This is a genomic window from Ruegeria sp. R13_0 (assembly GCF_017743995.1).
In the GTDB taxonomy this organism is placed as follows: domain Bacteria; phylum Pseudomonadota; class Alphaproteobacteria; order Rhodobacterales; family Rhodobacteraceae; genus Ruegeria.
The window spans coordinates 308,218-325,006 of sequence record NZ_JAGHRB010000004.1 but is presented as its reverse complement, the minus strand read 5'-3'; the positions used below and the strand labels follow the sequence as shown (position 1 = coordinate 325,006).

The window sequence follows — 16,789 nt, the reverse complement described above, 5'->3', positions numbered from 1 at the left end:
TGGCCAGATCAACGCCGATTGTGGTAACTTGCATGGGGTGGCTCCTCTCATAAGCAGTCTTAGACAACTGCACTATGGCGCATTGCGACGCCCGTTGGAGCAGGAGCCATCCACACCATCAGGTTTGGGCCGGAAGTGACGACTTTCTGATTATCTGAAAGATGGGACCAAATTCGAGCTCCAGAGAACTGTCTGCAGCTTTGCATCTCAATTCGTTTCTGAAACGAAATTTGACTTGGGGTGCCCTCTATTGTCGAGAGCTCACCGCTTTTCTGGTGCAACTACGACGGCTGGGTCGGGTTCGTGTGACGTTCCACAAGGGTGTCGGGCGACACATAGTTTTGCCATTCATCGACATCTAAGCCTTTGATTTTAAATTCCCCTAGAATAGCACGAGGCACGAGTCTTGCCATTTGCGACTCAAAGGTTTTCCATCAAGCTTAAGCCATCGCATAGCGGCAATTGCCCTTCTGTTAAACAGTTACAGGCAAAAGCCGTATGCACAGGCGGATCGCACACTCTAAGTTGCTTTAGGTGGCAACGTGCGAAACATCCCTGTCTGGCGAATAGATGTCGAGGATGTTCCAATGTCCGGTTGTTGGTGTCGGGTTGTTGATCATTGGGACGTCGAGAACTGTTGGTTTGCCGCTGGCGATCGCCGCTTCCAATGCGGGCAACAATTCATCAGCAGCGCTGAGCCTATGCCCTTCTGCACCATAAGCTCGTGCGATGTCTGCATATCCCGGTCCGTTTGCTGGAGCTGCGGCTGATCCAGGGAACGTAGTCCCGTAGGTCAGACCATAATGCGCCTTTTGCAGACCTGCGATCGTTCCGAAGGCGTTGTTGTTCATAACCAGCCAGATGATGCCCAGATCAAGTTCGACAGCCGTTGCCAGCATTGACGGGTTTTGACCGAAACCACCATCGCCAACCAGGCTGATCACCACGCGATCTGGCGCTGCCAGTTTCGCACCGATCGCTCCTGGCGGACCAAAACCCATCGTCGCGAACCCGCCCGGGGTGAGGATTGAACCCGGCGTCAAAATGTCGAACTGTTGCCCGACACCGTTCTTGTTCCACCCAACGTCCGTGGTGATGATGGCATCCTCGGGCAGTGCCTTGCGGGTGTCTGCCAGAATACGCTCGGGCATCATTGGAAAGGCCGATGAAGTCGCCATTTCCACGTTGCGCTCTTTGAAGTTGGTCCGGAATCCAGCAATCTTCTGTTCAAGCGCGGGGCGTTTGAAACGGTCCGGATACATCTCGCGGGCAACCCGGTTGAGGACGCGCAACGCGGCCTTGGCGTCAGCAACGACTCCGATCTCGGTGGGATAGTTCCGACCGATCTCCTGTGGTTCAATGTCGATATGAATGACCTTGGACCCGGGGATGTTGAACGTATAGCCAGGATACCAGCTGGAACAATCTGCCTCTTTGAACCGTGTTCCCACGGCAAAGATGTAGTCCGCATTCAGACAGGACTGGTTGACCAATTCGGTGCCCCAAAACCCAGTCATTCCCAGCACAAGTGGATGGTCGTCCCGCAACGCGCCTTTCCCCATCAGGGAATGCGCGACTGGCAGGCCCATATGTTCAACGAATTCTCGCAACTCCTCGCTGGCTTGTGCCAGAAGAATACCACCTCCGACATAAACGACTGGGTTTTCAGCTTTAGCCAACGCTTCGACAATCTCTCCCGCTGTCTCGTCGTCAATCGACGGTTTCTTGAGCGCACGCGTGTTGTCGCGGATACGGTCGAAGCTGTCCGATGGGATCACCTCTGAGAAAATGTCCATGGGGACATTGACCAGCACCGGCCCGGGCTGACCACTTTCGGCGAGATGGAACGCCTTTTCCAGAATCTCGGCCATCAGGTCTGCCCTGTCCACCCGCCAAGCGCGTTTTACGAAGGGTCGATAGATCTCCCACTGGGCGGCGTCTGCATGCAGGTTCACTTCCTGATGCGGATGCTTGCCGTAGTAGTGCGTAGGAATATCGCCCGCGATCACGACCATCGGGATACAGTCCAGTGCGGCGTTGGCGACCCCGGTGGCGCAATTGGTCAGCCCCGGGGAGAGATGGGACAACACCACCGAGGCCTTGCCCGTCACGCGGGCATAAGCGTCCGCCGCGTGACTGGCTATTTGTTCGTGCCGCACGGTGACGAAATCGATGGGACTTTCCGCCAGCGCAGCCAGAACCGCGATGTTCGTGTGCCCACAAAGGCCAAATACATGCTTGACCTCACGGCGTTCGAGAAAGTCAACGATATGTTCGGCAACGGTTTTGCCGTCCAGTTTCGCTCCGTCCATCACGCGACCTCCTGTCCGTAGAACTCACCGAACAGGTCCGGCTCCGAGGGGCGATCCTCAGGGATCGGGCGGCTGACCCAAGTGTAGTTCATCATATGTTTCATAGTGACGTTTTCGTTGGTGATGTTGCCGCCCCAGATGCCGCAGCCCAGGCTGCTGGTCATGGGCATGCCATTGGTCCAGGCACCTGCATTGGCCTTGGACTGAGGCTGTCGCACCATCATACGGCTGACCGGAGCCAGACGCGCCAGCCGATCGATGTGATCGTCACTATGGCTATAAATCCCGCAGGAATGACCCTTACCTCCAGTGTTGTAGATCTGGCTGACCGTTTCCAGCGCGTCATCAAATGTTTCGAAGTGATAAAGCGCCATCAGCGTGGTCAGTTTCTCCTTGGAAAACTTGTGCTGCGGCCCGATTTGACCCTGATTTTCAACCATCAGAAACTTGCGATCTTCGGGGATGCTAAAACCGGCGACCTTGGCCGTTTGCTGCGGCGGACAGGCGATGGTCGGAAACGTACGGTTTCCCTTTTCGTCCCACATGGCCGCTTCGAGCATGGCCTTCTCTTCGTCCGAACACAGGTACCCACCTTCGGCCTCAAGCGCCTTGATCATATTGTCGTAGACCGAACGCTGGATAATGATGTTGCCGTCCGCCGAACAGCCTGACCCAAAGTCGGACGTCTTCGAAATGCGTGTGTTCTGAGCGGCGATATCCAAGTCGGCGGTCTCATCGATGACAATGGATGAATTGCCCGCGCCGACGCCATAGGCCGGACGCCCTGAGCTGTACGCCGCTTTGACCATGGGCTTACCGCCCGTCGCCAAAGTCAGGTCGCAGATCTCCATCAGATGTTGCGTCAATGGGATCGACGGTTTGCGAATGGATTGAAACAAATCCTCGGGGGCACCGGCGGCACGGCAGGCCGCGCGCATGACCTCGACCATCTCGAAGGTGGTATGGGCGGTTCGCGGATGCGGGCTGAAGATAACAGCATTCCGGGCGTTGGCGGCGGAAACACCGGTCACCGGTGGTGTCATCGCTGGATTGGTCATCGGAATCAGGGATGCGATCACACCGGCAGGCTTGGCATATTTTACCAGACCCTTTTCATCGTCTACTTCGACGATCCCGGTCGATGGTGTCCGCAAGACATCACGCAGCACCATGTGAATCTTGAATCGCTTCGCAGGGCGCCCTTCGCGATCTCCGATACCGCTTTCGTCCACGCCTTGCTGGGCCAGACGCGTGAAGGTCTTCTCGTTCCCAGCATACCACGCAATTGCCTGAGACAGGCGGTCCAGCCTGTCCTGATCCCAATCCTCAATTTCGGCCATGGCAGCGCGGGCGCGTGCCAGCATTTCGGCCGCCATGTTGCGGTCGTTTTCAGTGAGCTCTTTGCCCATGATGATCCTCTTGGTGTTTTGGAAATGCTGCATCGGGCATACGACGCTGTGACCGCGCCTCGCCGAATGTTCGCTTTGCGTGGCTGAGACAGCGACGCGCGTGTTCTTCATATCCCAACTCGGCAACGCGGCTTTGGTTGGGCAGTTCGATGGAATAGTCGACGGGCGGCATCCGTTCGATGATGCCGGTGAAGTCAATCCAGCCTTCGCCGGGATAGAGCCGCGCATCGCGGGCAAGTTGGATCATGCCCTCACGCGTATCAGCGATGCCAGGCAGGCAATCAGAGATATGCAGGAAGTGAAACAGGTCCGAAGGGACGTGCAAAAGCTCTCCAAGATCCACTCGGCTGAGGTGCAGATAAAGCGTATCGACCAGAATACCGCCATTCGGCTGATCAGAGGCGCGGACAATATCCAGCGCCTCATCCAGAGTTCGCAAGCGAGAGAAGCTCGGGAACTCCAGGTCCACCGTTAACCCGTAGGGCGCTGCCAACTCGCAAGTCTCGGAATAGACGTCGATCAGAAAGTCACGATCATCGCGGGTGTTGGTCCACGCGCTCATGATCATGCGCTTGGCCCCCAGTTCTCCGCCGATCTCAAGAGAAGGCTCAAAACTGCGCGGATCGACATCTTCGGTTATGCGCGCAAGCTCGACATCAAGGACTTTCAAGCCGGTGGTAGTGAGAGCAGTTTTGGTAGCCTGCACCTGTGCCTTGTCGATCGGTGACTGGGTGAATTCACCGGGCACATGCATCGGAATGAACCGAGGACTGACAGCATCGTAACCGGCCCGCGCGGCGATATAGACCAGCTCGGGCGGCGTACAGCCAATCAGCGTCAGATGCGCCAAGGAATAGAGAGAGGGGCTTGCGCCAGCCTCTTCGGGTTTCGCCATGAACGACAGCTCCGGGTGTCTGCGAATCTTATTTTCACCACATGTAGTAAAAAATATCTGATATTTTTTAAAATATCAACTTTTAATGCTGAGCAGAAAATAGAAACGCCCGAGCAATAGCCCGGGCGTGTTTAACCTTTGTGCTGGCAGAGCATTAGATGGTGACCCAGTCACCTCCGGACTGGTGAGAGCGCACAGAGGCATCAATGAATCGGACACCGTCTGCGCCTTGTTCGACACTGGGGTAAGCAAGCCAATCGGCCGGAACGGTAACGCCATCCCAACGCGCGGCCACGGCCATGGCAAATTCCGTATAGAGGTTGGCCCAGGCTTCGATAATCCCTTCGGGGAAGCCACGCGCGGTACGGATCAGACGTTCCGCACCGCGGCCGATGCCGTGCCCGTGACCTCGGCTGATGATACGATCCGGCTCACCAAACCGATTGAACTTCAGCTGTTCCGAGTTCTCCAGATCCCACTCCAAGCCCCCTTCGCTGCCGAAGACCCGCAACCGCAACCCGCCCCGGTTTCCGGGGGCAAGGCGCGTTGCCATCAGGGTGCCCGGAACCTCGTTTTGATAGCGGGTGAACATGAATACCGTGTCTTCCAAAGGCTTTGGCGCGCCGCAGACATGGAATTCGGCCCTCAGGTCGGTCATCGGCAGGCCCGAGACAAAGCTGGCAAGATGCGCGGCATGGGTGCCGATATCGCCGACACAGCTGGTTGGACCTGAAATCTTGGGGTCCAGCCGCCATTTCACATGGGGCGCATCGGCCACATCATCGGGCGTCATCCAGTCTTGCATGAACTCAACATGGATCTGGTTGATCTTGCCGATACCGCCTTCGGACACGATTTGCTTGGCCTGCCGGATGACCGGAAAACACGACATCGAATAACCGACGGCAAAAACCTGCCCCGTGCGCGCGGTGATCTCCTCAAGCCCCCCTGCTTCGGCGACTTCGTTGGTCAGGGGCTTGTCGCACATCACGTCAATGCCCGCCTCCAGAAACGCTTTGGCCGCTTCGAAATGAACGTGGTTCGGGGTAGTGATCATCACGGCATCCACGCCATCCGGGCGCTCCGCCTCGGCCTTAGCCATCTCGTCGAAGGACGCATAGCACCTGTCTGCTGGCAGGAACCACTCAGCCCCGCGTGCCTTGCTGCGCGCAGCGTCTGAACTGAGCGCACCTGCGACGACCTCCCACCGGTCGGTCATCCGCGCAGCCGTTGCCTGCGTGACAGAGATACGTCCGCCGCCAACAACGCCCAGTCGCAAACGGCGAGACAACCTGGGGAAAGGTCCGTCAAAGTTCAGGTCTTCGGGTAAAAGTCTCTCAGCCATTCTGAATCTCCATGTCCGGGACCCGCGCGCCTTCCGGCAGCATTTCCACCGCCATGAAAATGCTGGGGGTAATCGTCTCGTACTGATGCCAGGGATAGTTGCCTTCAGCGTCATACATCGGTTTGTGCGTCGTGCCGGGGGCCAGGAATTCTTCGAGGTAAAGGGTTTCAACGTCCCGTTCGCGGCATTGCTGCATTTTGCCAAAGCCTACAATTTGCGTATGCACTTCGCGAAACCCCGGTACCGGGCAGAACGGATGATCCTTGTGCAATCCGACATTCAGCGGCACCGAGCCGGAATGGTACATGGTCAGCCCAACGTTAGCCACAAAGACCTTTGGCGACATGTAGTGGCTGACACCGCGTAAACGCTCCTCTTGGCGAACATCAAAAGCAGATGGCCATGTATCTTTCACCCATGCGAACAACTCGTTGTCATCGGCATGGGCGTCGAAATCGTGGACAATGACTGCACGTTCCACGCCGCTAAGCGTGCTGTCTTGCACGATCACAGAGGAAAGCGGTGCAATGGTCTGATCCTCGACAGAGAGATTTCGCCCCCCAAGGTTAAGGACGATGGCGCGACCCTCGATAGAAATTCTGCGCTCGTCAGTTATGTGCTGGACGCGAAAGAATGGCTGAGCAAAGTCGAGTGTCTCAATCGGCATGAACCAATTCCTTCCTCTCATCGTTAAGGAAATCGACCGGCAAAGGCTCCGGAGCCGCGCAACGGCTTTCTATCGTCTGATAGGCGCCAAATTTTGGTGCCCGTTCGATCGCGTCCATAACCTCGAAAACGTGGTAGGCGAGCGCTCCACTTGCACGGGGTTGGCGTCCTTCTTGCGCCGCCAGGGCCAGATCCAAAAGGCCGAGACCACGGCTGTCCTCATTGAACCCGTGTTTGTTGACGACCACCTGCCAGCCTTCGCGACCGGATGGGCGCGGCTGATGAGACCAGCGCGAGGTCTCCCGCGTTTTCAGCCAGACATCCCCCTGAAAGATGTTGGCACCATGTACCGGGTCAGGGTCTGGGATGCTGATGGTGCCTTTTTCACCGTAGATCTCGAACCGCGGCGTTTCGCTATCCCAGACGTCAAAGCTCATGGTCATCGACCCTATAGCCCCGGAAGAGAACTGCAGCAGGCTTAGGGAATGCGTGTCGACCTCGACATCCATCCATTCACCGTTGCGAGGGCCGTTTTCGATCATCCTTTTGTCGAACGTGCGCCGAGCCATTCCGGCGACCCGGTCAACCGGACCAAGGCAGCAAACCATGGCGGTCAGGTAATATGGCCCAAGGTCCAGCAAGGGCCCGCCACCGGCCTGGTAGTAGAAATCCGGGTTGGGATGGTGGCGTTCCGTCCCGTGGGTACCGACATGGGCAAAAACCCCTGTCGGTTTGCCAATGGCACCCTCATCGATCAAGCGCCGAACGGTTTGCCAACGACCGCCCAGAAATGTGTCGGGTGCGCAACCGACCAGTAGCCCCTTTTCAGAGGCCATGTGCAGAATCGTCTTACCATCCGTTCGATCCATAACCAGCGGCTTCTCGGAATAGACGTGCTTGCCCGCCTCCAACGCACGCAGGCTGATTTCGGCATGCGCCGCCGGAATTGTCAGATTCAGAACGCAGTCAATCGTCGGATCGTCAAACACCCCATCTGGCGCACAGGCCTTGGCGATACCGTATTGATCTGCCTTGGTGCGGCTTTCCGAAGGGTCAAGGCTTGCGCAAGCCACGACCTCAACGTTTGAGAATTTGGATAGTGTTTTTAGATAAATATCGCTGATACGACCACAGCCGATAAGGCCGACCCGGAAGGATTTCGATGTCTCACGTGTCATCATTCCTGTCTTCGTAGAGGGGTAAGTAATTAGCGGGCATCGGCCCTTTGTTGCGGCCACCCTGGTTCATCTGTTCCCAAGCGTGGGCAAGTATTCCGACCGAGCGGGACAGGCAGAACAGCCCTCGCGACAAGGGCGCAGGAAAGCCCAGTTCGCAGAAGATCACAGCTGTCGCGCCGTCAATATTCATGGCAATTGGCAGACCGCCTCGTTGACGACCGAGTTCGGCTTGAACCTCTTCTCCGATATCGGCAAACCGGCCAGAAACTGTGCCTTCTGCCGCCGCATCTCTAACAAGTTGCATCAATCGGGGTGCGCGTGGATCGACAGGTTTGTGAAACCTGTGACCAAAGCCCGATACGATCTTGCCGTAGGTCTCGCGCCAACTGTCCAAGCCATCCCGAACAGCGTCATTCAGCGAACCTCCCGCATCCATGCGGACTGCGATATCATAGTACAGCTCTGCACACTGCTCTCCTGCCCCGCCGTGCACGTCGCCCAGCATGTTCACCGCAGTCGCCATCGCATTATTGAGACCTACCCCGCAGGTGGCGGCCATACGCGCAGCCGCGATTGAGGGAGCCTGTGGGCCGTGATCCACGCCAGCGACCAAAGCGGCCTGGAACAGACGCGCTTGGGCGTCGCTGGGTAGATCGCCCCGCACCATAAGCCAGATCATCTGCGGGAAAGATACGTTTCCGATCAGGTCCTCTATGGCGTTGCCACGAAAAGAGATCTGTCCGGGTTTCATGTCGATGATGGAGGTACGCCACCATTGGCGAACGGCGCGCTCATCGTCTGTCGTCTGCGCGGTCATTGCGTCTGCACCTCTTTCACCGGCTGGGTTTTGCTTTGCGCAGCAAGGCGAATGGGTGCATTGCGCGCGCCATAACCGGCATAGGCCATACGGCGTTCAACAATTTCGAAGAAGAAGCCGTTAAAGATGGGGCGGCTGTATATCTGAAAATACTCAGCACCCGCCGCCCGATCGTAGAGAATGTTCCCCCTGCGCAATTGGGCGACCAAATCGTCATCCAATCCGAATGTCGCTTGCAGATCAGCGTAGTAGTTCTCCGGGACGGACAGGCTGGGAAAGCCAGACTTGAGCAACTGGGCTGAAGTTTCAAAAATATCATCCGACTGGAAGGCAATGTGCTGAACACCAGCCCCAAAGCCATCTTCAAGGAATGACGCCGCCAGTGTTCGACGCCCAACTGCCCCATTCAGGTTTAAGCGCACTTCGCCTTCGGGACTTTCGATAGCCTGGCTTTGCACGACACCAGACGGGTCGGCGACGTTCACGATAGGGGATTTTGCCATCTCGAAAGTCGAAATGTAGTAGAGTAGCCAGCTTTGCATCTCATCGTGACGCATCGTCTGTGCCAAATGATCGATACGGCGCAGACCGGCAGGCTGGGTCGCTTTGGTTTTCGCAACCGGCTCGAACTCGATGTCCCACACCCGATGCAGATCGGATTTCTCATCGATGAAATGAACAACATTGCCGCCAACACCACGAATGGCCGGGATATCCAGCTCTCCTGTTCCCACTGGCTGCGAGAAATTCGGAGTGCCCAACGCGGTCGCCCGCTGAACCGTCTGATCCGCATCCCTGACACGCAACCCCATGTCACAAACGGAGGGGCCGTGACCCAGGAACGCCGAATGGGCAAACCCTTCCTTTTCGGTATTCACAACGATGTTGATCGCGCCCTGCCGCCACAGCTCGACGGACTTGGTGACGTGTTTTCGCTCCATTCGAAAACACATTGCTGACAGCATATCTGCCAGCTGCGCGCCGCTTACTTCATCAACTGTAAATTCGACGAACTCAAAGCCTGACGCATAGACACGTTCCGGCAGGTCCGGGATGCCGAAATCACTTCCCGGCTCGGTCCGCGATACCTCATCCAGAAGGTTCACCAGCGACCTGTAGCTGTCTCGGGCCAGTGTTCGGCCACCGGGTTGAGGAGCTGCTTCGTTGACGCGCGCAATGGACCAAGGCCCCTTGTAACCGACGCGGGACAAAACCCGTACGAAGCCCGCAAGATTCAGCGACCCAAGCCCCGGCAGAAGCCCAAAGTGCCGCTTGAGCCGACGTATATCCATCTCAAGGCGGGGCGCATCAGACAGTTGCACATGGAACAGCCGATCGCCGGGAATGTCCCGAAGGCGGGCGGGTTTGGACCCGTCAGCGAGCGAGAAGAATGAGTTCAAAGCCAACCCCAGATGAGGGCTGTCGATGGCTTCAACGACGTCTAACGCCTGTTCATCCGAGTGAATAAGATCCGACCATGGCAAGCCCATATAGGCCAGACGCAACCCCATCTCTTTCGCGATCTCAGCCGCCTCGCCAAGATCTGCGATTACCTGTTCTTCGATCGCGGCGACATCGACCTCGAAGGCAGACCCGATTAGCAGTAATTCCGTTCCCAACTCGGTCATCAGGTCGAGTTTGCGCTTCAGTCGATCAAAGGCGCGCTTCCGTTCGGCATTGGGCTGGCCCTCAAGGTTATGGAAGGGTTGTAGCAGGCAAATCTTCAGGCCGAGATCTGATGCAATTTTCCGAATTTGCGATGGCGGCCCGTTAAAAGCGGTCAAATCCGGTTCGTGTAATTCGACGCCACCGAATCCCGCGTCAGCGATAGCACTTAGTTTTTCGGCCAGATCACCGGGGATCGACGTTGTCGAAACCGAGAGGCACATTATCCCTGATACCCAAACATACGCGGCAACCACAGGACCAGATCCGGCATCAGCATCATGACAATCAGGGCGGAGATAAGCACCGCAAGGAAGGCCCAGATTTCGGAGATGATTTCGCGCAGCGGAATGTCCGTCACGGCGTTGATCACAAAGAGTAGAATGCCATAGGGCGGCGTGATCAAACCGATCATTGAGTTCACGACGACCAGCACTCCGAAATGCACCAGATCAATCCCGAGCGCTTCGCAGGTTGGAATGAACAGGGGCACGATCACCAGGATGATCGTTGTTGCGTCTAACACGCATCCCAGCGCGAGGATCAGCAGGTTTACGAGGATCAGGAATACAATCGGGCTGACATCGGAACCCTCCAGCAGTGCCGAGATCGACTGTGGAATCTGTTCCTGAATGACGATGAAGTTCAGAATGAACGCGCCACCAATGACCACCCCGACGGCGGCGGAGGAGCGCGCGCTGTCGACGAACACTTGATAAAGGCCACGGAAGGTCAGCGCGCGGTAGAACAACGCTGCCAGTAGCAAAGCGTAGAATGCAGCAACTGCGGCGGCTTCGGTCGGAGTGGTAACGCCGCCATATATGCCGTACAGCAGGATTGCGGGCATCAGCAGTGCCGGGAATGCGTTGGCGGTTTTTGCAGGCAATTCGCGCAGTGGAACAGGTTCTTCCAAAGCAAAGTTCCGCTTTCCGGCCAGATAATAGTTCATCGCCATAAGAACGACGCCCATGATCAGGCCAGGCAGAATGCCAGCCAGGAACAAGGACCCAATAGAGGCTTTCGACACCAGCGCGTAAAGGACCATTGGAATCGAGGGCGGAATGATCGGGCCGATCGTCGCCGACGCCGCGGTAATAGCAGCAGCATAGCCCCGGCTGTATCGACCATCCTTGGTCATCATCTCAATGATGATCTTGCCGATCCCCGCAGCATCCGCGACAGCCGACCCGGACATACCCGAAAAGATCAAAGATGCCACCACGTTGACATGCCCGAGGCCGCCCTTGAAACGCCCGACCGCAGCGACGCAGAAGTTCAGCAAGCGGTCTGTGATCGACCCCGCGTTCATTATATTCGCGGCAACGATGAACAAAGGCACGGCAAGCAGGATCGTGCTCTTGTAGAAGCCTTGCAGGATTTTCTCGCCCGCGAGGGCGACGTCCAATCCGGCCGTGCCCAGATACACCAATGAGGCCAAGAGGATGGAATAGCCGATAGGTGTCCCGATGCCTGCCAGAAGAAAGAGAGCGAGCAGGCAGGAAAGAAGTTCAAAACTCATTTGTCTGCTTCCTCGTCGTCTTCACCGTCGACGCGGGGATGATCGTCAACCACGTTGTACCCAACGACCAGTTCCAGCTCGGTTTTAGGTGGGCCATTACGCAAGATGTCAAAGAACAGCCATCCATACCGCGCGGCCACGACCAGCATGAACACCGCATAAATTGAGAACACGGTGCGCAGCGGTATCTTTTCACCCGAGAACGGATTGCGCACAGTCGAGGTTTTGCGGATTTTCATCCAGTCGATGTAGTCCCACGTCGGCAGGAAACTGTAGAGCATCCCGACCACAATCGCTGCGGCCGCCAGCATCGCAAAGACCTGCCGCACGCGCATCGGCACCGAAAGATAGATGATGTCGAACTTCACGTGATCCCGTTCGCGCACGATGAAAGCGCAGCTGAAGAAAATCACCCAGACCCAAAGAATGCCGATCAATTCCAGCGTCCAGCCTGCTGGGGTGAAAAAGTACCGTAGTAGTATTTGGAGAAGGAAGATCAAGAAGATTGCCGCCAGCATCCCGCCGGCAATCGCTTCGGTCAGTCGGGAGAACCCCTTCACAAAGGCTTTCATTATGGTTCTCCCTCCCTTGTCTTGCTGGGCTCAGTTGCCCAGAGCGTTGATCTGATCCAGAACGCCCTCGGGCCATGAGCCCGCGAACTCGCTTTCCAGATACATAGACTGTACCTGATCGCGGAACGCCGCGAGATCGGGTTCGTAGATCTCCATGCCTTGCTCTTTCAGGAAACTGACAAGATCCTCTTCTTTCTGAAGCTGCTTTTGGCGACCGGATTCAGCCGCTGCATCCGCAGCTTCCTGAACCTTGGCTTGCTGTTCCGGCGTCAACCCGTCCCAAACCTCTTTGCCGATGGCGATGTAGTTCAGGTCGACCAAGTGCGATGTCAGGATGATCTGATTGGTCACTTCGTAGAACTTGGCATCAACCACGGTCGGCAACGGGTTGTCCTGCCCGTCAACCGCACCGGTCGACAGAGCGGTATAGACCTCTGAGAACGCCATTGGTGTCGGTGCGGCACCCAGCGCTTTGCCAAGGAACTGCCACGCATCTGTGCCCGGCATCCGCAGGTTCACGCCTTCCAGATCGGCCGGAGTTGTAACCGTTAGCTCATCCTTGGGCTGGCGTAGGTTGACCTGACGACGTCCCAAATACATGACCGATAGGAGTTTAACGCCCAGCTCTTCTTCGGCCTTTTGTTTGAAGGCATCCATCAAGGGATCGTTGAAGACAGCCACCTGATGTGCGGCGTCCTGGTGGACGTAGCCGGCGGTAAAGATCGAAAACTCGGGGAAGAACTGCGCCAGTTCCTGCGCCGAGGTGATCGACATTTCCAGGTTACCCCGGCTAATGGCGTCCAACTCGGTGCCTTGGGCGAAGATGGTTCCATTATAGCTGGGCTCATAATTTGCGAAATCAGCGACCATGGGCGCGAAAACCTCGGCCATGGCGACCGAGCGCTGGTCGGTCTCCGATCCTGATGTTGCGAGGCGAAGTTGCACTTTGTCTTCCGCCAGCGCACCACTTGTTGCGCTAAACAGAACACCGGTTGCAACCAGGGCTGATACGGCAGCCCGGCGGGTAAGTTTGGTAATCACTTTGCTCCTCCCTGAGACATCATGATGCTTCTTTTTGCGATTCAGAGTTTTGACCTATTTTGGACATTTTGCAAGATGTTTTACAAAATATCAGATATTTTTCATTACCTGCAATCTCTGTTGCTGCGCTTCCTGAAGGGTTCTTATCCTGACAGTCTCGCCAGTTCTGCAAGAATTCTGAATAGCTTCAATAACTTGAAGCGTTCTGAAACCTTCCCATCCAGACACAATCGGCTCTGCTCCGTTCCGAGCTACTTCAACAAAGTGCCTGAGTTGATTGACCAGAGGGTCAGACGCGCCCTTCTTCAGCGCGGTTGATGAGATTGGCGTCCACCAATCCCTTTGCTCTCTCTGGTAACTCCACAGGCGAAGATCGGGAACGGACAACGACCCATGAGAGCCACCTACCATGTAGCTACTCTCAGTAGTTGAAGGATAGATTGGATATTCCTGAGACGTCATCTCCCAGCTCCATGGAGCAACGATGCTGTCGGACACACTTATGGTCCCTATCGCCCCGCTTTCGAACGTCAATAGCGCACCGGCAACATCTTCGTTGTCGTAACCCCGCTGCGATGCAGCCGACTGAGCTTGTACGGTCATGACTTCTCCGGCCAGGTACCGCAGCAGATCCACATCGTGGACAAGATTGACCGAGATGGGCCCTGCACCGGGTTTCTTTCTCCACGGCGCAGCATCAAAATACTCGTCTGGCTTATAGAACCAGCAATTCGCATGGACAGCGCGCACATCTCCAATCTTCCCATCGACAATGGCTTCCTTAGCCGACCGGATCAAAGGATTGTGTCGACGATGATGTCCGACCATCAGTGGTACATTGGCCTTCTCCGCTGCTTGAACAAGCTCAAGTGCAGCAGTGGCTTCTACGGCGATCGGTTTTTCGACAAGAACGGGACAACCACGTCGGACACACTTGAGGCCTTGTTCGACATGAAGCGTGGTCGGGGTCGCAAGCACAGCTCCGTCCGGCGTTTGATTTGCAAACATTTCCTCTAGGGTCTCGTAACATGCGACCCCGTGCTCAACGGCGTAAGCACGACCTTCATCACTGGGGTCGACCACCGCGACGAGATCAACATGGCGCAACGCTCGGATAGCGTCTGCGTGGCGGCGTCCAACAAGGCCAATGCCGACAATGGCAATGCGAAAGTTCTTAGACACTTTGCTTCCTTCCGGAGGGTCCGGACAATCCCGAAACCGATGATTTCGACCGGGCTGCTTTGCCCAACTTGGCCACGACCGTATTGGGGTTTTTGCGATTCCGCAATAATGTATGATATTTTTATTTTTACCATACATCAGTTTGGATTGCTGATGTCTCTGAAAAATGCTAATTGAACGAGGAAACTGATAATATCGGGTGAAACGCATGGCGAAACAGCCTTCTACGATAGGTGCAAGCACCTATCAGCGCATCAAGCGGGATATCATCTTCGGGGAGCTGCAGCCCGGCTCTAAACTGAAGCTGGACGCCTTGAAGGAACGCTACTCGGCAAGCCTTTCGACACTTCGTGAAACGCTGAACAGGCTCGCCAGCGACGGATTTGTCGAAGCTCCCGAGCAACGAGGATTCCTGGTCACGCCGGTTTCACGAGAAGACCTGACCGAGATATCAGAGCTGCGCGTTCTGTTGGAATGCCACGCGTTGGAATTGTCCATTGCGAACGGCGACACGGACTGGGAGGGCAACTTGGTTGCGGCACACCACAAACTGCACCTGATGGAACAACAGCTTCTCAAGGGCGACGAGTCCGAGAAAGAAACCTGGAAACGATATGATTGGGAGTTTCACCAAGCGATGATCGCGGCCTGCAACTCCAAGAACCTTCTGTCACTGCACTCGATCATCTACGACAAGTACCTGCGGTATCAGATGCTCGTGCTGACCTATCGCGGCGAAGAGGCCGTCAAGGAGCACAAGGGCATGTTCGATGCCGCATTGGCAAGAGACGCGAGCACCGCAAAGAAGCTGTTGGAAGATCACATCCGAAACGGCCTCTCACATACGCTTGAGGCTATGTAGCTCGCTGTTTTTGCTGCCTATCACCATCACTTGGATCAGCGCCGCGGGGCCTGATAGGCAAGTTTAATTTCTGTGCTTACCAGATGAATTTCGTAAGTTCACTATTCAACTTCCTAACCCCGCTGCATCAGGCAGCCGTTTGAACAGGGACGAGAACGCCAAGCTTCTGCAGCCAAGGGTTGCCCTGCACCACCATACCCAACCACCAACATCTCTGAAAGCGGTTTTATGTGAAGCGATCTCTGGTTGAGTGGTCAACTGACCTGTGTCTCCAACACACTTTCATTTAGTTCTGTCTGGCAGCAGAAGTTGACCCTACCTGCAGAGAACTGCCGCAATGAGCCCATCCTTGCCATTGATGCATTATGTGGTGGCGAAGTCTGTAGTGCGCCACATTGCGAAGCTCAAAGCATAGCAGTAGCATTGCACTAAACTGTCGTACAACCTATTGAGTGGCAATGATTTAGGATATTTTGATTGGACAATCTGTGGGCTCTATCCCTGAACCGCACCCGTTAGATTTTGATTGGCGATTTGACTCAAAGACTGTCGCTGATTTGTCGGACATTGTCTACAAAGGCGAACCAGTATTGGCTATTGGATGTCCTTCGCTAGCCCAACATTTCAACAGGACTGGTCGTGAAGCGGTACTGATAGATCGTCAGCCATTTCAACGTAACAAAACCCAAATAGTCCGAGATGTGAACCTTGGGGGAAGCCGTGTCCCTGGATTCCTCACTGCGATCGTGGATCCTCCTTGGTATCCGGAACAAGTTTCGACTTGGATAGCTTGGGCCGCCAACTGCGTTGGTCCAAGTGGGACTGTATATGCTTCGATTTGGCCGAATGAAACACGTCCTTCGGGTGAAAAGGAATATCAAGAGGCACTAAGATGGATGGAATGCTGGTCCTCAGTAGTTCAGCTTGATTATCAGCCCACGTACGAAAAACCACTATTCGAATCGATCGCACAGAAGACTTCGCAATCAGATGACATGGCGAAGAGTCCGCGAGTGGGGAGGCTGCTTGAGATCAAGGTTCTAGTTGCGCCTTCGCTTCCTATGGCTCCTTCAAGCAATGAGAAGTGGTTGAGGTTCGTCATAAACGACTATCAGATCGCGGTACGAATGCGCGACGAGGAAATTACGTCACCATCATACCATTCCACACTAAAACCGTTCGATCTCAGCCCGGAATTGACAAATTCGGCAGTCTTTTTGTCGTCTTCTGCGACGAGTATTTTCATTTTAAGACCTCCGACTTTACCGTTGGATCCGTTTATCGCAGTTACCAATGCGGGGTTAACTGAACTCAGCCATAACGTGA

13 protein-coding genes are annotated in these 16,789 nt (G+C 55.6%); 1 reads left to right on the top strand and 12 read right to left on the bottom strand.

The window, feature by feature from the left end; genetic code table 11:
- Positions 1 to 530: 530 nt before the first annotated feature.
- The 12 genes from J7394_RS07670 to J7394_RS07615 form a co-directional block, all read right to left on the bottom strand.
- Positions 531 to 2,312, bottom strand: a complete 1,782-nt coding sequence (locus J7394_RS07670; protein ID WP_209252052.1) for a thiamine pyrophosphate-binding protein — start codon at positions 2,310 to 2,312, stop codon at positions 531 to 533.
- On the bottom strand, positions 2,312 to 3,721 hold the full coding sequence (locus tag J7394_RS07665; RefSeq protein ID WP_209252050.1) for an aldehyde dehydrogenase family protein: 1,410 nt from the start codon (positions 3,719 to 3,721) through the stop codon (positions 2,312 to 2,314). The genes J7394_RS07670 and J7394_RS07665 overlap by 1 nt, the downstream gene beginning before the upstream one ends.
- The gene (locus J7394_RS07660) at positions 3,702 to 4,616 is read right to left on the bottom strand and encodes a sugar phosphate isomerase/epimerase (RefSeq protein ID WP_209252048.1); all 915 of its coding nucleotides are present in this window, start codon (positions 4,614 to 4,616) and stop codon (positions 3,702 to 3,704) included. Before J7394_RS07660 ends, J7394_RS07665 begins: the two co-directional genes overlap by 20 nt.
- Positions 4,617 to 4,770: 154 nt before the next feature.
- Entirely contained in the window at positions 4,771 to 5,961 is a 1,191-nt protein-coding gene (locus J7394_RS07655) for a Gfo/Idh/MocA family protein (protein ID WP_209252046.1), read from the bottom strand.
- Positions 5,954 to 6,628 carry a hypothetical protein gene (locus J7394_RS07650; protein WP_209252045.1) on the bottom strand — a complete coding sequence of 225 codons (675 nt, stop codon included), beginning with the start codon at positions 6,626 to 6,628 and terminating at the stop codon, positions 5,954 to 5,956. Before J7394_RS07650 ends, J7394_RS07655 begins: the two co-directional genes overlap by 8 nt.
- Positions 6,618 to 7,805 carry a Gfo/Idh/MocA family protein gene (locus J7394_RS07645; protein WP_247748107.1) on the bottom strand — a complete coding sequence of 396 codons (1,188 nt, stop codon included), beginning with the start codon at positions 7,803 to 7,805 and terminating at the stop codon, positions 6,618 to 6,620. Before J7394_RS07645 ends, J7394_RS07650 begins: the two co-directional genes overlap by 11 nt.
- A complete protein-coding gene (locus J7394_RS07640) occupies positions 7,795 to 8,622 on the bottom strand; it encodes a citryl-CoA lyase (protein ID WP_209252044.1) in 828 nt (275 codons plus the stop codon). Before J7394_RS07640 ends, J7394_RS07645 begins: the two co-directional genes overlap by 11 nt.
- Positions 8,619 to 10,511: a bifunctional sugar phosphate isomerase/epimerase/4-hydroxyphenylpyruvate dioxygenase family protein gene (locus J7394_RS07635; protein WP_209252043.1), complete on the bottom strand. Its 1,893-nt coding sequence runs from the start codon at positions 10,509 to 10,511 to the stop codon at positions 8,619 to 8,621. Before J7394_RS07635 ends, J7394_RS07640 begins: the two co-directional genes overlap by 4 nt.
- Complete coding sequence (locus tag J7394_RS07630; RefSeq protein WP_209252042.1) at positions 10,511 to 11,806, bottom strand: TRAP transporter large permease; 1,296 nt, start codon at positions 11,804 to 11,806, stop codon at positions 10,511 to 10,513. The genes J7394_RS07635 and J7394_RS07630 overlap by 1 nt, the downstream gene beginning before the upstream one ends.
- Positions 11,803 to 12,378, bottom strand: a complete 576-nt coding sequence (locus J7394_RS07625; RefSeq protein ID WP_209252041.1) for a TRAP transporter small permease — start codon at positions 12,376 to 12,378, stop codon at positions 11,803 to 11,805. Before J7394_RS07625 ends, J7394_RS07630 begins: the two co-directional genes overlap by 4 nt.
- 30 nt (positions 12,379 to 12,408) lie before the next feature.
- Complete coding sequence (dctP, locus tag J7394_RS07620) at positions 12,409 to 13,419, bottom strand: TRAP transporter substrate-binding protein DctP (protein ID WP_209252039.1); 1,011 nt, start codon at positions 13,417 to 13,419, stop codon at positions 12,409 to 12,411.
- A 90-nt stretch (positions 13,420 to 13,509) separates the two neighbouring features.
- Positions 13,510 to 14,811: a Gfo/Idh/MocA family protein gene (locus tag J7394_RS07615; RefSeq protein WP_247748106.1), complete on the bottom strand. Its 1,302-nt coding sequence runs from the start codon at positions 14,809 to 14,811 to the stop codon at positions 13,510 to 13,512.
- On the opposite strand from J7394_RS07615, the gene J7394_RS07610 reads away from it, so the two are divergent.
- On the top strand, positions 14,810 to 15,463 hold the full coding sequence (locus tag J7394_RS07610; RefSeq protein ID WP_209252038.1) for a GntR family transcriptional regulator: 654 nt from the start codon (positions 14,810 to 14,812) through the stop codon (positions 15,461 to 15,463). The two genes, J7394_RS07615 and J7394_RS07610, sit on opposite strands and share 2 nt — an antisense overlap.
- The last annotated feature ends 1,326 nt before the right edge of the window (positions 15,464 to 16,789 follow it).

Coding starts and splice junctions, on each gene's coding strand:
- J7394_RS07670 (WP_209252052.1), bottom strand. CDS start 2,312: ATGGACGGAGCGAAACTGGACGGCAAAACCGTTGCCGAACATATCGTT.
- J7394_RS07665 (WP_209252050.1), bottom strand. CDS start 3,721: ATGGGCAAAGAGCTCACTGAAAACGACCGCAACATGGCGGCCGAAATG.
- J7394_RS07660 (WP_209252048.1), bottom strand. CDS start 4,616: ATGGCGAAACCCGAAGAGGCTGGCGCAAGCCCCTCTCTCTATTCCTTG.
- J7394_RS07655 (WP_209252046.1), bottom strand. CDS start 5,961: ATGGCTGAGAGACTTTTACCCGAAGACCTGAACTTTGACGGACCTTTC.
- J7394_RS07650 (WP_209252045.1), bottom strand. CDS start 6,628: ATGCCGATTGAGACACTCGACTTTGCTCAGCCATTCTTTCGCGTCCAG.
- J7394_RS07645 (WP_247748107.1), bottom strand. CDS start 7,805: ATGACACGTGAGACATCGAAATCCTTCCGGGTCGGCCTTATCGGCTGT.
- J7394_RS07640 (WP_209252044.1), bottom strand. CDS start 8,622: ATGACCGCGCAGACGACAGACGATGAGCGCGCCGTTCGCCAATGGTGG.
- J7394_RS07635 (WP_209252043.1), bottom strand. CDS start 10,511: ATGTGCCTCTCGGTTTCGACAACGTCGATCCCCGGTGATCTGGCCGAA.
- J7394_RS07630 (WP_209252042.1), bottom strand. CDS start 11,806: ATGAGTTTTGAACTTCTTTCCTGCCTGCTCGCTCTCTTTCTTCTGGCA.
- J7394_RS07625 (WP_209252041.1), bottom strand. CDS start 12,378: ATGAAAGCCTTTGTGAAGGGGTTCTCCCGACTGACCGAAGCGATTGCC.
- J7394_RS07610 (WP_209252038.1), top strand. CDS start 14,810: ATGGCGAAACAGCCTTCTACGATAGGTGCAAGCACCTATCAGCGCATC.
- J7394_RS07615 (WP_247748106.1), bottom strand. CDS start 14,811: ATGCGTTTCACCCGATATTATCAGTTTCCTCGTTCAATTAGCATTTTT.